The 16,656-nt window shown below is 61.6% G+C and carries 16 protein-coding genes; 11 read left to right on the top strand and 5 right to left on the bottom strand.

The window, feature by feature from the left end; translation table 11 throughout:
• Window positions 1–32: 32 nt before the first annotated feature.
• Window positions 33–1,136: a calcium:proton antiporter gene (locus JOE39_RS22905; protein ID WP_010416835.1), complete on the bottom strand. Its 1,104-nt coding sequence runs from the start codon at window positions 1,134–1,136 to the stop codon at window positions 33–35.
• A 264-nt stretch (window positions 1,137–1,400) separates the two neighbouring features.
• Here JOE39_RS22905 and JOE39_RS22900 point away from each other — a divergent pair, with 264 nt between their 5' ends.
• The 7 genes from JOE39_RS22900 (at window position 1,401) to JOE39_RS22870 (ending at window position 8,429) form a co-directional block, all read left to right on the top strand.
• Window positions 1,401–2,321, top strand: coding sequence for a Fe(3+) dicitrate ABC transporter substrate-binding protein FecB (locus JOE39_RS22900; RefSeq protein WP_210078246.1), 921 nt, complete (start codon window positions 1,401–1,403; stop codon window positions 2,319–2,321).
• Entirely contained in the window at window positions 2,322–3,311 is a 990-nt protein-coding gene (gene fecC, locus JOE39_RS22895) for an iron-dicitrate ABC transporter permease FecC (RefSeq protein ID WP_024684449.1), read from the top strand. It begins immediately after the preceding gene.
• A complete protein-coding gene (locus JOE39_RS22890) occupies window positions 3,308–4,276 on the top strand; it encodes an iron chelate uptake ABC transporter family permease subunit (RefSeq protein ID WP_210078249.1) in 969 nt (322 codons plus the stop codon). Before fecC ends, JOE39_RS22890 begins: the two co-directional genes overlap by 4 nt.
• A gap of 4 nt (window positions 4,277–4,280) precedes the next feature.
• Entirely contained in the window at window positions 4,281–5,072 is a 792-nt protein-coding gene (gene fecE, locus JOE39_RS22885; protein WP_210078250.1) for a Fe(3+) dicitrate ABC transporter ATP-binding protein FecE, read from the top strand.
• Between the two features lie 187 nt (window positions 5,073–5,259).
• On the top strand, window positions 5,260–6,354 hold the full coding sequence (locus JOE39_RS22880) for a BMP family ABC transporter substrate-binding protein (protein WP_003347966.1): 1,095 nt from the start codon (window positions 5,260–5,262) through the stop codon (window positions 6,352–6,354).
• A gap of 77 nt (window positions 6,355–6,431) precedes the next feature.
• Entirely contained in the window at window positions 6,432–7,397 is a 966-nt protein-coding gene (locus JOE39_RS22875; RefSeq protein ID WP_032663140.1) for a 2-oxoglutarate and iron-dependent oxygenase domain-containing protein, read from the top strand.
• A 78-nt stretch (window positions 7,398–7,475) separates the two neighbouring features.
• Entirely contained in the window at window positions 7,476–8,429 is a 954-nt protein-coding gene (locus JOE39_RS22870; RefSeq protein ID WP_003318645.1) for an adenosine deaminase, read from the top strand.
• A gap of 130 nt (window positions 8,430–8,559) precedes the next feature.
• Here JOE39_RS22870 and JOE39_RS22865 read toward each other — a convergent pair whose 3' ends face one another.
• Window positions 8,560–9,252: a helix-turn-helix transcriptional regulator gene (locus JOE39_RS22865; RefSeq protein ID WP_003393423.1), complete on the bottom strand. Its 693-nt coding sequence runs from the start codon at window positions 9,250–9,252 to the stop codon at window positions 8,560–8,562.
• Window positions 9,253–9,688: 436 nt separating this feature from the next.
• Window positions 9,689–10,612: a LysR family transcriptional regulator gene (locus JOE39_RS22860; RefSeq protein ID WP_004414936.1), complete on the bottom strand. Its 924-nt coding sequence runs from the start codon at window positions 10,610–10,612 to the stop codon at window positions 9,689–9,691.
• A 116-nt stretch (window positions 10,613–10,728) separates the two neighbouring features.
• Between JOE39_RS22860 and JOE39_RS22855 the strand changes: the two genes are divergently transcribed.
• Window positions 10,729–11,742, top strand: a complete 1,014-nt coding sequence (locus JOE39_RS22855) for a zinc-binding alcohol dehydrogenase family protein (protein ID WP_024661356.1) — start codon at window positions 10,729–10,731, stop codon at window positions 11,740–11,742.
• 75 nt (window positions 11,743–11,817) lie between these two features.
• Here JOE39_RS22855 and JOE39_RS22850 read toward each other — a convergent pair whose 3' ends face one another.
• Window positions 11,818–13,014 carry a multidrug effflux MFS transporter gene (locus tag JOE39_RS22850; RefSeq protein ID WP_024649767.1) on the bottom strand — a complete coding sequence of 399 codons (1,197 nt, stop codon included), beginning with the start codon at window positions 13,012–13,014 and terminating at the stop codon, window positions 11,818–11,820.
• Window positions 13,015–13,151: 137 nt separating this feature from the next.
• Window positions 13,152–13,349: a heavy-metal-associated domain-containing protein gene (locus JOE39_RS22845; protein ID WP_003393427.1), complete on the bottom strand. Its 198-nt coding sequence runs from the start codon at window positions 13,347–13,349 to the stop codon at window positions 13,152–13,154.
• Window positions 13,350–13,513: 164 nt separating this feature from the next.
• Here JOE39_RS22845 and JOE39_RS22840 point away from each other — a divergent pair, with 164 nt between their 5' ends.
• The 3 genes from JOE39_RS22840 (at window position 13,514) to cueR (ending at window position 16,557) form a co-directional block, all read left to right on the top strand.
• Window positions 13,514–13,894, top strand: a complete 381-nt coding sequence (locus JOE39_RS22840) for a hypothetical protein (RefSeq protein ID WP_003347985.1) — start codon at window positions 13,514–13,516, stop codon at window positions 13,892–13,894.
• A gap of 69 nt (window positions 13,895–13,963) precedes the next feature.
• Window positions 13,964–16,162, top strand: a complete 2,199-nt coding sequence (locus JOE39_RS22835; RefSeq protein ID WP_122233679.1) for a heavy metal translocating P-type ATPase — start codon at window positions 13,964–13,966, stop codon at window positions 16,160–16,162.
• Window positions 16,159–16,557 carry a Cu(I)-responsive transcriptional regulator gene (cueR, locus tag JOE39_RS22830; protein WP_003393431.1) on the top strand — a complete coding sequence of 133 codons (399 nt, stop codon included), beginning with the start codon at window positions 16,159–16,161 and terminating at the stop codon, window positions 16,555–16,557. Before JOE39_RS22835 ends, cueR begins: the two co-directional genes overlap by 4 nt.
• Window positions 16,558–16,656 lie beyond the last annotated feature (99 nt).

Raw genomic sequence — 16,656 nt, 5'->3', positions numbered from 1 at the left:
TCTTGCGACGCAGAGCGTGGGAGCGATAGGCCCTAAAGCCCCAGACACGACAGCATGATGAACGTCGCGAACAGTACGAAGTGGGTCATGCCTTCGATGGCGTTGGTTTCGCCGTCGTTGAGGTTGATGGCGGACACCAGCAGGGTGATGAGGATCATCACGGTCTGCACCGGAGTCATGGCCATCTGGAAGGGCTGGCCGCTGTAAAGTGCCATGGCTTCCATGACCGGAACGGTCAGGATCACGGTCGACAGCGACGCACCCAGAGCGATGTTGACCACCGACTGCATGCGGTTGGCCAACGCGGCACGCAGGGCCGTGAGGATCTCGGGCGCGGCAGAGATGGCGGCTACCAGGATGGCGGTCATCACCGGCGGTGCACCAGTACCTTCCAGGCCCAGGTCAACCGTCTTCGACATCACTTCAGCCAGCGCACCGATCACCACCACGCCGACAACCAGTGTGGCAATTGAGCGGGTCAGATTGACCGGCTCTGCATGCTCTTCAGCCGGATTGGAGCCCTGGCTCTGACGCTTCTTCTTTTCCGGGTAGCTGTAGCTGAAAAAATAACTGTGCGGCCCGACCTGCATGCGCAGGAACAGGGTGTAAAGCAGGATCATCGCGCCGATGGTGAACGCCGAATAGATCTTCCAGTCACCCTCGGGAATGAACTCGGGTACGACCATCGACACGCCCATCGCGGTGAGGATCATCACGCTGTAGGTGCGCGCCGAATCGTCGTTGTACGACTGCTCGCCGTGCTTGATACCGCCCATCAGCGCCGCAAGACCGAGGATGCCGTTGATGTCGAGCATCACCGCCGAATAAATCGTATCGCGCACCAGCGTCGGCGACGGCTCGTTGCTCATCATGATCGCCAGGATCACCACTTCGACCGTTACCGCCGACAGCGTGAGGATCATCGTGCCGTAAGGATCGCCGACCTTTTCCGCCAGCATCTCGGCGTGATGCGCAACGCGCATCGAGGCGCAGATAATGAACGCAACCAGCGCCAGCCCCGACACCAGCGCAACCACCTGACCATTGCCTACCAGCACATGCTCCAGTGGATAAGCGACGAACATGGCAATGATTGCCAGCAACAGAAACTTTTCTTGCTTGAGCAATGCGCCCATTTTTATTCCCCAAACCTTGCGACATCGCCGCGGATGTACATGAAGGTGGCCAACAGTGAAGGCTGTCAGAGTAGCGTGTGTGACAAAAGGTTTCATAAAATAGCCCGAATGAGAACGGCACTCACGCGTAAATGACTTTTGATCCCGTCGCCGCGATGTGAAATAGTGCCCGCCGTTTTCATCAATAGCGCCCGCCGTTTTCTTCGCGGCCTTCAGGGCGCGCCTGCTTTTCATGATTCCGCTTTGTTAGAAAGGACCTTTGCCATGCGTGCTTTTCGACTTCCGCATCTGCTGGCTTGCGGCCTGCTGACCCTGATCGCGAGCCTCGCCCAGGCCGCGCCTATCGACATCGATGACGGCCAACACAAAGTCCACCTGCCTGATACTCCCAAGCGTGTGGTGGTGCTGGAGTTTTCGTTTCTCGACGGGCTGGCATCGGTGGGCGTGACACCCGTCGGCGCGGCGGACGATGGCGATGCCAACCGCGTGCTGCCCAAGGTGCGCAAGGCCGTCGGTGAATGGCAGTCGGTGGGCCTGCGTTCGCAACCCAATATAGAGGTGATCGCGCGGCTCAAGCCGGACCTGATCATTGCCGACCTCGGTCGCCATCAGGCGCTGTACAACGACCTGACCAGCTTGGCGCCGACCCTGATGCTGCCGTCACGCGGTGAGGATTATCAGGGTAGCCTGAAGTCTGCCGAACTGATCGGCGTCGCGCTGGGCAAGGGGCCGCAGATGCAAGCGCGCATCGAGGAAAACCGACAGCACCTGAAGACTATCGCCGAGCAGATTCCGGCCAACACCAACGTGCTGTTCGGCGTCGCCCGCGAAGACAGCTTCTCGGTACACGGCCCGCACTCTTACGCAGGCAGCGTGCTGCAGGCGATCGGTCTGAAAGTCCCGGAAGTACGCAAAAACGCCGCGCCCACCGAATTCGTCAGCCTGGAGCAACTGCTGGCCCTGGACCCGGGCTGGTTGCTGGTCGGCCATTATCGCCGTCCGAGCATCGTCGACAGCTGGAGCAAGCAGCCGCTGTGGCAGGTGCTGGGCGCGGTGCGTAACAAGCAGGTGGCCGAAGTGGATGGCGACAGCTGGGCGCGCAATCGCGGGATCATGGCCTCCGAGCAGATCGCCGACGATGCGCTTGCCGTGCTCAAGGGCGGCAAGGCCGTGCTGAACCCGTAAATGCGCCGCTGGCTGATGGCGGGCGTAATCATCGCGGCCTGCCTGGGATTGTTCTGGGTGTCGCTGTTCGCCCTGTCGTCGTTCAGCATTCGCCAGGTGGATGCCTGGAACGGACTGATCACGCAGGGCCGCGAGGGCGGCAATATCGCTTACATCGTCGCGCAACTGCGCGTGCCACGTGCCTTGTGCGCAGCATTGGTCGGTGCCTGCCTGGGCGTGGCCGGCGCGTTGATGCAGGGCATCACCCGCAACCGTCTGGCGTCTCCTTCATTGTTTGGCGTTACCGCAGGCGCCGCATTGGGGCTGGCGCTGTTTTCCACCGGTCTGGTCGCCCTGCCCTTCCCCGGTGGCGCACTGCTGATGACTTGCCTTGGCGGTGCGCTGGCGTGGATCACCGTGTTCAGTCTTGGCGGTGCCTGGTCACCCGCCACGGCTCAGGGCCGACTGGTGTTGGCAGGCGTTGCCGTCGCAGCACTGTGCGCCGCATTGACCCGCCTCACCGTGATTCTCGTCGAGGCGCAGGCGCAAAGTGTCCTCAACTGGCTGGCTGGGTCGCTGGCCAATGTCGGTGCCGCACAATTGCAACTGCTCTGGCCGTGCACGCTGATCGGCGTGGTGCTGGCGGTGGTCTGTGCGCCACGCCTTAACCTGATCAACCTCGGCGAAGACGCCGCGCGTTCGCTGGGCGTGCGTATCGGCGCGTTGCGCCTGCTGGTATTCGTGGTCAGCCTGCTGCTGGTCGGTGCCAGTGTCTGTGCAGTCGGGCCGATCGGCTTTGTCGGCCTGATCGCGCCGAACATCGCTCGCCAGTGGCTGGGCAATGACTACCGCTGGCTGATCCCGATCAGCGCCGGCCTGGGCGCGGCCATCGTGCTGGCCTCGGACCTGATCAGCCGTGCCGTGGCCTTCCCGGTGGAAACACCGGCCGGGGTGGTGACGGCACTGATCGGCGCGCCGTTCTTTCTGTTTCTGGCGAGGCGTGCGCTATGAACCACCCGCGCTCAAGGCTATTGCTGCTGATGACTCTGCTGGCACTCGCCCTGCTGCTGAGCCTCAGCGCTGGCACCGTATGGCTGACACCCGACGCCGTGCTCGATCACCTGATCGCCCACGACAGCAAGGACTTCGAGGTCTGGAATCACCGCCTGCCACGCGGCCTGATCGCGATCATGACCGGCTGCGCGTTCGGCCTGGCTGGCGCCATCGTGCAAGGCGTGATTCGCAACCCGCTGGCCTCGCCGGAAATCCTCGGCGTCACTCAAGGCGCCGGGCTGGCGCTGACCATCGCGATTATCGGCCTGCCGCAGTTACCGGTGTCGGCGCTGCCGTTTGTGGCGTGTCTGGGCGGCGCGGCGGGAGCGCTGCTGCTGGCGTTGTACAACACCGGCGTGCAGTTTTCCGGCGTGCGTTTCGCGTTGTCCGGGGTCGCGATTGCAGTGACGTTGTCGAGCATCACCGAGTTCCTGATCCTGTCCAACCCGCTGGATATCAACACCGCCCTGCTGGCGCTGACCGGCAGCCTGTGGAGCCGCAACTGGCACCACGTCTTGCTGGCCACGCCGCTTCTGCTGCTGATCCCGCTCAGCGTGCTGCTGGCCAAACCGCTGAACCTGATCGGCCTGGGTGACGAGGCGGCACAGAGCCTGGGCACCGGCCTCACGCGTACGCGCTGGCTGGCGATGGGCAGTGCCGTGCTGTTGACCAGCCTCGGGGTTGGCATTATTGGCCCGGTGAGCTTCGTCGGTCTGGTCGCACCTCACATGGCTCGCCGTCTGGTCGGCGGTCATCATCATTACCTGCTGCCCGCTTCCATGGTCCTCGGCGCGTTATTACTGGTGCTGGCCGATACGCTAGGCCGCACGCTGATCGCACCCAGCGAAATTCCGGCCGGGATTCTCACGGCAGTGATCGGCGCTCCGTACTTCCTCTGGCTGCTGGCCCGATTCAAAGGTTGATCCCATGACTATTCTGAAGGCGCAGCAACTCGACATCGGCTACGGCGCGACGCGCATCGTGCAAGACCTGTCGTTCAGCCCGCCGCCTGCGCAGGTCACTGCGCTGATCGGCCCCAATGGTTGCGGCAAATCCACCCTGCTCAAGGCCTTCGCACGGATTCTCACCCCGCAATCGGGCAGTCTCAGCCTGGATGGCACCGCCTACGGTCAGCTGTCGGCCAACGAACTGGCGCGCAAGGTCGCTTTTCTGCCGCAAGTGCTGCCAATTCCGGAAGGCGTCAGCGTACGCCAGTTGGTGGCGTACGGTCGCAGTCCGCACAACAGCCTGTGGGGACGTCTGAGTGGCGTCGATCAGCACAGTGTCGATCAGGCCTTGCAGCGCATGGAACTGGACACGCTGGCCGAGCGCCCGCTGTCCGATCTGTCCGGCGGGCAACGACAACGCGCCTGGCTGGCGATGATCCTTGCGCAGGACGCGGCCATCGTCCTGCTCGACGAGCCGACCACCTATCTGGACATCAGCCACCAGGTCGAACTGCTGGACCTGATGCGCGAACTGAGTGCCGAAGGCAAGACGGTGATTACCGTGCTGCACGACATCAATCAGGCCTGCCGCTACGCCGACCATCTGGCGGTCATGCAGGGCGGACGCATGGTGACCTGCGGCGCGCCGAGCGATGTGCTGACGGCCGAGCTGGTCTGCCAGGTGTTCGATGTGCAAGTGCAGATCATGCGCGAACCTGTGGCAGGCACGCCGATGTGCATCGTCGAGCGCAGTACGCGCTGCACCAGTTAGCGGCGCAGCTCACAGCGTCTGCACCTTCCCGCCGCACTCTGGCTATACACAAAACTGCTTTTGATTCTGGCCGAAGGCCGTAGGAGCGCTGCGCAGGGAGCAAGCCCGCATCGTAAGTTGTCCTGTTGGTCAGTTAATTGCATTGCTCGGGTAGGCATTCCAACAAGACCGCAAGGAGCTAGACCCGATGCACCTGACCAACCCACGTCGTCCCCTGAAAAAACTGCTGTGCGCCGTCGCCGCCGTTGTCGGCCTCGGCTCCAGCCTGCTCGCCTCGGCAGCCGATCCGCTGAAAGTCGGCTTCGTCTACATCGGCCCTATCGGCGACCACGGCTGGACCTATCAGCATGAACAGGGCCGTCAGGCGATGGTCAAGGCGCTGGGTGACAAGGTCACCAGCAGCTACGTGGAAAACGTGCCGGAAGGTGCAGACGCCGAGCGGGTTATCCGTAACATGGCCAAGGGCGGTTACGACCTGATCTTCAGTACCTCGTTCGGCTACATGAACCCCACCCTGAAAGTCGCCAAGCAGTTCCCCAAGGTGAAGTTCGAGCACGCGACCGGCTACAAGCAGGACAAGAACATGGGCACTTATCTGGCCCGTACCTATGAAGGTCGCTACGTGAGCGGCTACATCGCGGCGAAGATGACCAAGACCAAGAAGATCGGTTATGTCGCCTCGTTCCCGATTCCTGAAGTGCTGCGCGACATCGACGCCATCCAGCTGGCGCTGAACAAATACAACCCGGGTACCGAGATCAAGGTGGTGTGGGTCAACTCCTGGTTCGATCCGGGCAAGGAAGCCGATGCGGCCAACGCGTTGATCGATCAGGGCGTGGACGTGGTATTCCAGCACACTGATAGTCCTGCGCCGATCCAGACCGCCGAGCGTCGTGGCGTGTATGCCGTCGGCTATGCCTCGGACATGGCTCACTTCGGACCAAAAGCAGTGTTGACCTCCATCGTCAACAACTGGGGCCCGCACTATATCCAGGCGGCCGAAGGCGCCATCGCGGGCACCTGGAAACCACAGGATTACTGGGGCGGCCTGAAGGAAGGAACGGTCGAATTGCCGATCAGCGACGTGGTGCCTGCTGATGTGAAGGCCGAGGCGCAGAAGATCATCGCCAGCATCGAAAGCGGCGAATTCCACCCGTTCACCGGCCCGATCAAGGACCAGAACGGCACTGTGAAAATTGCTGACGGCGTGGTCGCGACCAACGCCGAGCTGGCGTCGATGAACTACTACGTCGAAGGCATCAAGGCCGAGCTGCCGAAGTAATCAGCACGTCAGCTGCCTGACCATCGTGCCTGCCGCGCCAGGCACGATCATCGACACTTCCCTTTCAGGACCGGTTAATGGACCAGCTTCCCGTCATCGACATCGCCCCGCTCTACGGCACGGACACTCAGGCCTGGCAGGATGTCGCCCGGCAAATCGACAGTGCCTGTCGGGCGTGGGGTTTCTTTTACATCAAGGGCCACCCGATCAGCGCGCAACGCATCGAACAGGTGCAATCGGCGGCGAAGGACTTTTTCGCCAGGCCGGCTGCTGAAAAGCTCCTGATCGATATCACCCAAAGCACGCACCATCGCGGCTACGGCGCCATCGCCACCGAACAACTGGACCCCAGCCTGCCGAGCGACCTCAAGGAAACCTTCGACATGGGCCTGCACCTGGATGCCCGTCATCCCGATGTGCTGGCGGGTAAACCGCTGCGTGGGCCAAACCGGCATCCGGACATTCCCGGCTGGGAAGCCCTGATGGAACAACACTATCTGGACATGCAGGCGCTGGCGCAAACCCTGCTGCGCGCCATGACCCTGGCGCTGGGCATCGAGCGCGATTTCTTCGATCAGCGCTTCAAGGACCCGGTCAGCGTGCTGCGCATGATTCATTACCCGCCGCGTGATACGGCGACCTCGGCCGAGCAACAAGGCGCAGGCGCGCATACCGATTACGGCTGCATCACCTTGCTGTATCAGGACACGGCAGGCGGCTTGCAGGTGCGTGATGTGCGTGGCGAATGGATCGACGCGCCACCGCTTGACGGTACCTTCGTGGTCAATCTGGGCGACATGATGGCGCGCTGGAGCAACGATCGTTATCTGTCCACGCCGCACCGGGTCATCAGCCCGCTCGGGGTTGATCGCTACTCCATGCCGTTCTTCGCCGAACCGCACCCCGACACGCGCATCGAATGCCTGCCCGGCTGCCAAAGCGACGATCATCCGGCCCGCTATCCGGTGACCACCTGCGCCGAATTTCTGCTGTCGCGCTTCGCGGATACCTACGCTTATCGCCGCGAACAGGAGGCAAGTTGAACGTTCGGTCAGGTTTTACCCTGCGCAGCGACGTGCATCTGTAGAATGCCCGGGATCTGCACCTGATGAGAAAAGAATATGTACGACTGGTTGAACGCCCTGCCCAAGGCAGAACTGCACTTGCACCTCGAAGGCTCGCTGGAACCCGAGTTGCTGTTCGCCCTGGCCGAGCGCAACAGGATTGCCCTGCCGTGGGATGACGTCGAAACCCTGCGCAAGGCGTATGCCTTCAACAACCTGCAGGAATTCCTCGATCTGTATTACCGGGGCGCAGACGTATTGCGCACCGAGCAGGACTTCTACGACCTGACCTGGGCCTACCTGCTGCGCTGCAAGGCACAAAACGTTATCCACACCGAACCGTTCTTCGATCCGCAAACCCACACCGACCGTGGCATCCCGTTCGAAGTGGTACTGGCCGGGATTACCGGTGCGCTGAAAGACGGCAAGTCGAAGCTGGGCGTCGACAGCGGCCTGATCCTGAGCTTCCTGCGTCACCTGTCCCAGGAAGAAGCTGAAAAAACCCTCGATCAGGCGCTGCCGTTCCGTGATGCGTTCGTTGCCGTGGGCCTCGACAGCTCGGAGATGGGCCACCCGCCGAGCAAGTTTCAGCGTGTGTTCGATCGCGCGCGCAACGAGGGCTTCCTGACTGTGGCCCACGCCGGGGAAGAAGGTCCGCCCGAATACATCTGGGAAGCACTGGACCTGCTGAAGATCGAGCGCATCGATCACGGTGTGCGCGCCATCGAAGACGAGCGGCTGATGCAGCGCATCATCGACGAACAGATCCCGCTGACCGTCTGCCCGCTGTCCAACACCAAGCTCTGCGTGTTCGATGACATGGCCCAGCACAACATCCTCGACATGCTCGAGCGCGGCGTGAAGGTCACCGTCAACTCGGACGACCCGGCCTACTTCGGTGGCTACGTGACCGAGAACTTCCACGCGCTGTACACCCACCTGGGCATGACCGAAGATCAGGCCAGACGCCTGGCGCAAAACAGCCTGGATGCACGACTGGTCAAGCCCTAAAGAGGGATTGAGCGGCTACCCCCATCGTTCCTCACGCTCCGCGCCGCAGAGGACGCAGAGCGTCCGGTACTGCATGCCAACGCGGAGCATTGGCACGATAGGGGAGGAGCGCGCCACACCTGTCGCTCCGTCAGGCCGCCGCTGCGATCTTGCTGATTTCCCGCTGCCCACTGGATGAGACCTGCAAGGTGCTGGACTCTTCAGTGGTGCGCAGCCAGCCCATCTGAATGAACAGCTGCAACAACCCCGCCCCCAGCGCGCCGCCCAGATGCGGGTTGCGATCGTTCCATTTCGGACAGACACAGACCGTTTCACGCTTGCGTTGCGCCAGCGCGGGTATATAGATGCCGCGTTCGGCAAATCTGGCCACCCCCTTACTGGTGACCTCCACGCGCTTCTCCTGCTGCTCTATCCAGCCGGCTTCCAGCAGGCGCTGATAAAGCTCGGCAGCCATTTCGCCACCCAGATGATCGGAGCAGATTCTTGCGCGGCGTAGCGGTAAGGGCGGCGTGGGCTGGGCAAAGCGACGATTGATCTGTTCAGCACTGGCCAGCGAAGCACAGGCCAAGGCCTCGACCGCCGCCCCCACTTCCGGCGCAGCGAGGCGAAAGAAGCGCTTGCGGCCGCGGACCTCCTGTTTCAACAGACCGCCACTGGTCAGCCGCGCCAGATGGGCGCCAGCAGAAGAAGTCGAGAGTCCCGCCAGGATTGCCAATTCATCGGCAGGGCGAGCAGTACCATCCATCAGTGCCCAGATCATTGCGCTGCGCTTGGGGTCGGCCAGCAAGGTTGCGATCTGGCTGATGCAAGGTCCGTATTCCATGTGTTCACTCCCTGTTGAAACATTCATCTATGGTGATGACTGGGTGAAAGCAATCACGCCTCGATAGAGTTGAACGTGGCTCTTATATGTCATGACAAGTATAAACTCTATGCCCTGCGCCCCCGGTGGGTGAAAAACGCCTCTTACAAACGGTGGGCACACCACGACGCAAAAAAACGCCTGACTGTAGAGCGCGCCTTGAACACCAAGTTGTTACCACGGCTACGCCGCAACCCCTCTATACAAGGGGTTTGCAGCGACACTTCAAAAGAGGATTAAAAAGACAAGCGTAATGGCTATGACAAAAATGCCAAATCCACTCAACAACAGTCAGTTTCAACTTTATTCCGGCAGCGAAACTTCGCGTTATTGAACGGCCTTCGAAAATTATATTTTCCGACACTTCCGAAGGCCATTTCCTACTGGGGCGCGGCGATTAAAACACGCTCGCGGACGACAGACTTACAGCATGTTGCTTACACCGTGATCTGAGCATTTCCAGTAACAGAATGACAGGCTTGCTGAGTTGCGCCCGATGCGCGCACAACAGGTTCAATGGCGCACGCTCCCCGATCAGGTCAGGCATCAACACTTTCAGGTGCCCGGCCCGCACATCTGCGGCCACGTCCAGCCAGGATTTGTACGCCACACCTTCGCCCGCAACCGCCCAACGGCGCACGACGTCGGCATCGTCGCTGAACCGGTTGCCGCTGACTGTCAGACTGATTTCTCGCTTGCCGTCGTTCAGCGTCCAGCGGTCATGAACACGATCACCGAGCATGAACAGCAGGCAGTTATGCTGCGCCAGTTGCTCGACCTGATGCGGCTCGCCATGACGCTGCAGGTAACTCGGCGCCGCACACAATACCCGGCGGTTGTCAGGCAACACCGGCAGGGCGACCAGGCTGGAATCTTCCGGCTCGCCGTAGCGCAGCGCCACGTCGACAGGCTGGCGGAACAGATCGGCAATACGATCACCCAGCAGCAGACGCACAGTCAGTTGCGGGTGCTGCTGTTGAAATTCGTCGAGCCACGGCAACAGCACGTTGCGCCCCAGATCCGAAGGTGCCGAAAGTTGCAGCACGCCCTCGCAACGGTCCTGGCTGCTGGCCAGCAAGCGCCGCCCCTCCTCGAGGCTGCCCAGTGCAGCACGCGCGTATTCCAGAAACCCCTCGCCTTCGGCAGTCAGGCGCAGGCTGCGCGTCGAACGGGCCAGCAAGCGCGTCCCCAGTTGCCGTTCGATACGCTTGAGCGCCGCGCTGGCAACCGCCGCAGACATGTCCATGACCCGCGCTGCGGCAGAAAGGCTGCCCAGATCCGCCGCACGTACGAACAACTGCAAGTCATCAAAACGCAGCATCAAGGCCTCGCATTATCAAAATAAAATTGAAAGAGCCTGCCGTTTTAGCGGGTTTTATCTTTACTGGAAATAGCCAATGATCTCTTCATCACTTTTTTCTTCGGAGAGGCCCTGACATGAAAGCCATTGCGTACTACCAGTCCCTGCCCATCAGCGACGTAAAATCATTGCAGGATATCGAACTGCCCGAGCCGACTGCTGGCGATCGCGATCTGTTGGTCGAGGTCAAGGCCATCTCTGTAAACCCGGTGGACACCAAGATCCGCCAGAACGTCCAGCCTGAAGACGGTGCAGGCAAGGTGCTCGGCTGGGACGTGGCGGGTGTGGTGAAGGCCGTCGGCAGCCAGGTCACGCTATTCAAGCCGGGCGACAAGGTGTTCTACGCAGGTTCCCTCACCCGGCCGGGTGCCAACAGCGAGCTGCACGTGGTGGATGAACGCATCGTTGGCCACATGCCCAAGAGCCTGAGCTTCGCCCATGCGGCGGCGCTGCCGCTGACAGCCATCACCGCCTGGGAGCTGCTGTTCGAGCGACTGCAGATCCCGCAGCAAAAAGGTGAAGGCGCACACAGCCTGCTGATCGTCGGCGCCGCCGGGGGCGTGGGTTCGATACTGACCCAGCTGGCGCGCAAACTGACATCGCTGAAAGTCATCGGCACCGCCTCGCGGCCCGAAACCGAAAGCTGGGTCAATGAACTGGGTGCGCACCACGTGCTGAATCACAGCAAGCCGCTGAGCGAAGAGCTCAAACGCGTCGGCCTCAAACACGTGACTCATGTGGCGAGCCTGACCCAGACCGAACAGCATCTGGATCAGCTCGTCGAGGCGCTCAAGCCACAAGGCAAGCTGGCGCTGATCGACGATCCCAAGTCGCTGGACGTGTCGAAACTCAAGCGCAAGAGCCTGTCGCTGCATTGGGAGTTCATGTACACGCGGTCGATGTTCGAAACCGAGGACATGATCGAGCAGCACAATCTGCTCAACCGGGTTGCCGAGCTGATCGACGCCGGAACATTGAAAACCACCTTCGGTGAGCACTTCGGCACCATCAATGCCGAAAACCTGCGCCGCGCTCATGCCTTGCTGGAAAGCGGCAAGGCCAAGGGCAAGATCGTACTGGAAGGCTTCTGAGCCGTAGAGGTCTGCGCCGTATGAAGTCGATGATGTCAGTCACGCCCGGCGCGACTGACATCATCGCTTTGGCGATCAGGCGGTCTGAAGCGATGCGTCGCGCCGGGCCTGTGCACGTCGCGTCAGCACCGAGAGGCCCACGGTCAGCACGCCGCACAGGCTGATGACCAACGCCATCGGTGTAGCCGTGCCGTCGTGCAGCAAGCCCACCAGACTGGCGGCGACGGCGGCGACGCTGAACTGCAGACAACCCAGCAACGCCGAGGCACTGCCCGCGCGTGCCCACTGGCCATTCATGGCGCAGGCCGACGCATTGGGGATGATGCAGCCCAGGCTTGCCACACAGATGAACAGCGGCACCAGCAGCGGCCAAAGCGCCTCGGTGCGCAGCAAGCTGATCGCCAGCAACACCAGCCCCGCAGCGAGATAGACCCAGACCATGCGCGACAGCAAAAACGCCGGACCGGTCTTGCGCAGAATACGCGCGTTGATCTGCGCCGCCAGAATGAAGCCCGCCGCATTCATCCCGAACAACCAGCCGTAGTGCTCGGCCGGCACGCCATACAATTTGATGAACACGAACGGCGAGCCTGCGACGTAGGCGAACATCCCGGCCATGGCGATGCCACCGGTCAGCGCATGACCGATGAACACACTGTCCTTGAACAGATTGAGGTACTGCCCCAGCGCGCCGCTCAATGGCTGGCGCGGTGTGGTGGCCGGCATGCTTTCCGGCAACCCCAGTGCAACCGCCACCAGGCAGGCGCCGCTGAACAGGGAGAGGCTGACGAAGATCGATTGCCAGCCAAAGGTGCTGACCAGCACACCGCCCAGCATCGGAGCCAGAATCGGTGCCAGCCCCATGACCAGCATCAGTTGCGAGAAGACCTTGGCCGACTCGACGGCGTTGCACTTGTCGCTGACGATGGCGCGTGACAAGACCATCCCGGCACAGCCACCCAGCGCCTGCACGAAGCGCGCAGCAATCAGCCATTCAAGACTCGGCGCAAAGGCACAGGCGACCGAGGCGAGCATGAACAGGGTCACACCGACCAGCAGCGGAATGCGCCGACCGAATCGGTCAGCCACAGGACCATAAGCCAATTGCCCCAGGGAAAGCCCCAAAAAATAGGCGGCCAGAGTCAGTTGTACGTGTTTTTCATCGGTCCCGAAATACGAGGCCATGGCTGGAAAGCCAGGAAGATAGAAGTCGATGGCCAGAGGGCCGAAGGCGCTCAATGAGCCAAGGATAAGGATCGTTCGTAGATTCATCGGGTGTCCATTCACAGATGCAGAGCAACGGGCTAGTTTACCCGGCTTACCTTGCAGAGAACGACGAACGGGGGAATTAATTCAAAAATTTTCAATGTTTACAGACCGGGAGACCGCGTCGATCTCCCGGGTCTGGGTCATGCCGGCTGCGCCTGATAACCCTCTTCGCTGATCAGACTGACAATACGCTCGGGCGACAGGCTGCTTTGCACCTTGACCTGCTTGCTGGCCAGTTCGACCTGAACTTCGGCGCTCGGATCTTCATGTTTGATTGCCTCGGTCACCGCACGAACACAATGGCCGCAGGTCATGCCTTGAACGTTGAATAACTGCATGATGTCACCCCTTCAGTAATGAACAGCGAGCATCTTCAACCTTGTCATGATGGCAAGGTCAAGTTTCTGCCATTGCTGCCGGGCTGGTATTCGGCGTAATCGTGAGCCAAGCTGGGTTATCGACACCTCTATCGTCAGCCACATTTACATCAGGAGTATCAGCGATGCGCTGGTCAGCAGTCAGCCTCTTCAGCATTCTCGGTTTCCTGGCTATCACACCTGCCACTCAGGCGGCTCAGGACTACGGCATCCTGATCATTTCCCGAGAGCGCCTGGAAGTCGCGACTTCCTGCGAGATCGGCATCTACGTGCAGGACCGTCTGGCCGGCAGGCTGTTTCAGGAAGACTCGGTGTCCTTCAACCTGCCTGCCGGTGAAGTCTCCGTGCGGCTGAGCACCCTGCGCGGCAACGTCGTGGGCTGTGAGCCCGGCATGGAAGCGCCGCGCAGCACCAAGATCCAGCTGCGCGCGGGGGACATCCTCAAGTACCGCATCGCAGCCGACCTGAACGGGATGTACCTCAAGAAAGCCGACCTGAACTATTGATTCGCGCTTGACCTTGCCCGTATGGCAAGGTTGATCCTTGCAGGTAGCCAGCCTCAGGGAGTGATTCACATGCCAGACACCACCACCTTCGACCTGCCGATCAGCGGCATGACCTGCGCCAGTTGCGCAGGTCGGGTCGAGCGTGCCCTGGCCAAAGTGCCGGGAGTCAACAGCGTGACGGTCAACCTGGCCAATGAACGCGCCCATGTAGACACCGCAGCGCACACCGATCCGCAAACCCTGATCGACGCCGTCAGCCGTGCCGGTTATGGCGCCACGCTGAGCCAGGATCGTCACGCAGAAGCCGACCAGAAAGCCCGTCACCTGCACCACGAACGATGGGCCTTGCTGCTGGCCATCCTGCTGGCGCTGCCGTTGATCCTGCCGATGTTGCTGTCACCGCTGGGCGTGCACTGGATGCTGCCTGCATGGTTGCAATTTGCGCTGGCGACGCCGGTGCAGTTCATACTTGGCGCACGCTTTTACGTGGCCGCCTGGAAAGCCGTGCGCGCAGGTGCCGGCAATATGGACCTGCTGGTTGCCATCGGTACCAGCGCCGGCTACGGCCTGAGCGTCTATCAATGGCTGCATGCTGCGCCCGGAACGACGCCGCACTTGTACTTCGAAGCATCGGCGGTGGTGATCGCGCTGGTGCTATTGGGCAAATACCTGGAAAGCCGCGCCAAGCGCCAGACCGCCAGTGCCATCCGCGCCCTTGAAGCACTGCGCCCGGAGCGCGCCCTGCGGGTGGTCGACGGCCTTGAACAGGACGTGGCGATCAGCGCGCTGCAGCTCGATGATCGGGTGCTGGTCAAACCCGGCGAACGTTTTCCGGTGGACGGCGAAGTGGTCGAAGGCCGCAGCCATGCCGACGAAGCGCTGATCACCGGTGAAAGCCTGCCGGTGGTCAAGCAACCGGGCGACAAGGTCACCGGTGGGGCAATTAATGGCGAAGGCCAGTTGCTGATCAGGACCACGGCGCTGGGCGCGGAAACGGTGCTGGCGCGCATCATTCGTCTGGTCGAAGACGCACAGGCAGGCAAGGCTCCAATCCAGAAACTGGTGGATAAAGTCAGCCAGGTGTTCGTGCCCACCGTGTTGGTGATTGCCTTATTCACACTGGCCGGCTGGCTGCTGGTCGGTGCCTCGCTTGAAGTTGCGCTGATCAATGCCGTCGCCGTACTGGTGATCGCCTGCCCTTGCTCCCTGGGCCTGGCGACACCGACAGCGATAATGGCCGGGACCGGCGTGGCAGCGCGTTACGGCATTCTGATCAAGGACGCCGAGGCACTGGAACGGGCTCACGAGGTCGATGCAGTGGTGTTCGACAAGACCGGCACGCTGACTTCGGGCACGCCGCGTATCACCAACATGAGCGCGGTGCTGGGCAATGAAGAACACCTTCTGCAACTGGCGGGCGCGCTGCAACGCGGCAGTGAACACCCCTTGGCCAGAGCGGTGCTGGATGTCTGTCATGAATGGCAACTCACGCCTGATGCCGCGCAAAACAGCCGCGTCCTGAGCGGCCGGGGCATCGCTGGTACCGTTGAGGGCCTTGAGCTGGCGTTGGGCAATCGACGTTTGCTGGAGGAAAGCGGCCTGCCAATGGGCGATCTGGCCGAGTCCGCGCGCATCTGGGAAGCCGAGGGGCGCACGCTGTCCTGGCTCATCGAGCAGGCTCCGGAGCCAAAGGTGATCGGTATGTTTGCTTTTGGTGACACGCTCAAGCCCGGAACCGATCAGGCGATCAGAGCGCTGAATGCGCGGGGCATCAGCAGCCATCTGTTGACCGGCGATAACCGTGGCAGTGCTCAGGTGGTTGCCAGGGCACTGGGGATACACGACGTGCATGCCGAAGTACTGCCTGCCGACAAGGCGGCCACTGTCACTCAACTGAAAAGCCACCATGTGGTGGCGATGGTCGGTGACGGCATCAACGATGCCCCGGCGCTGGCGGCAGCGGATGTCGGTATCGCGATGGGCGGCGGGACCGATGTCGCCATGCATGCAGCGGGCATCACCCTGATGCGCGGCGATCCGCGACTGGTTCCGGCAGCCTTGGACATCAGCCGAAGGACCTACGCGAAAATCCGCCAAAACCTGTTCTGGGCGTTCGTCTACAACTTGATCGGCATTCCGCTCGCGGCGCTGGGCTATCTCAATCCGGTATTGGCGGGCGCGGCCATGGCGCTGTCGAGTGTCAGCGTGGTGAGCAATGCGCTGCTGCTGAAAACCTGGAAACCCCGCGACCTGGAGGACGCACCATGAATATCGGTCAGGCGGCGAAAACCAGTGGCTTGAGCGCGAAGATGATCCGCTATTACGAGTCCATCGGCCTGTTGCAGGCGGCCCATCGCAGCGACAGCGGCTATCGCCTGTACAGCGCGGACGATCTGCACACACTGGCGTTCATCAAGCGCTCAAGGGATCTGGGGTTTTCTCTGGAAGAGGTCGGCAAACTGCTGACCCTCTGGCAGGACCGCCAGCGGGCCAGCGCCGACGTCAAGGCATTGGCCCGTCAGCATATCGCCGAGCTGAACCGCAAAATCGACGAACTGGCGAGCCTGCGCGACACGCTTCAGGAACTGGTGGAACACTGCCAAGGCGACGACCGCCCCGACTGCCCGATCCTCAAGGACCTGGCATCAGGCGGGTGTTGCTAGCCACTTCCACAAGGGTCTCACCGCATCCACTCGATGGAGCGCCTGCACGCGCTCCGTGGGAGAGAGCTTGCTCGCGAAAGGGCCCGTACAGGCTCCGAA

It is taken from the genome of Pseudomonas sp. PvP100, from assembly GCF_017833055.1.
In the GTDB taxonomy this organism is placed as follows: Bacteria; Pseudomonadota; Gammaproteobacteria; order Pseudomonadales; family Pseudomonadaceae; genus Aquipseudomonas; species Aquipseudomonas syringae.
The sequence above is the reverse complement of the archived record's forward strand: the minus strand, read 5'-3'. Positions and strand labels throughout refer to the sequence as shown.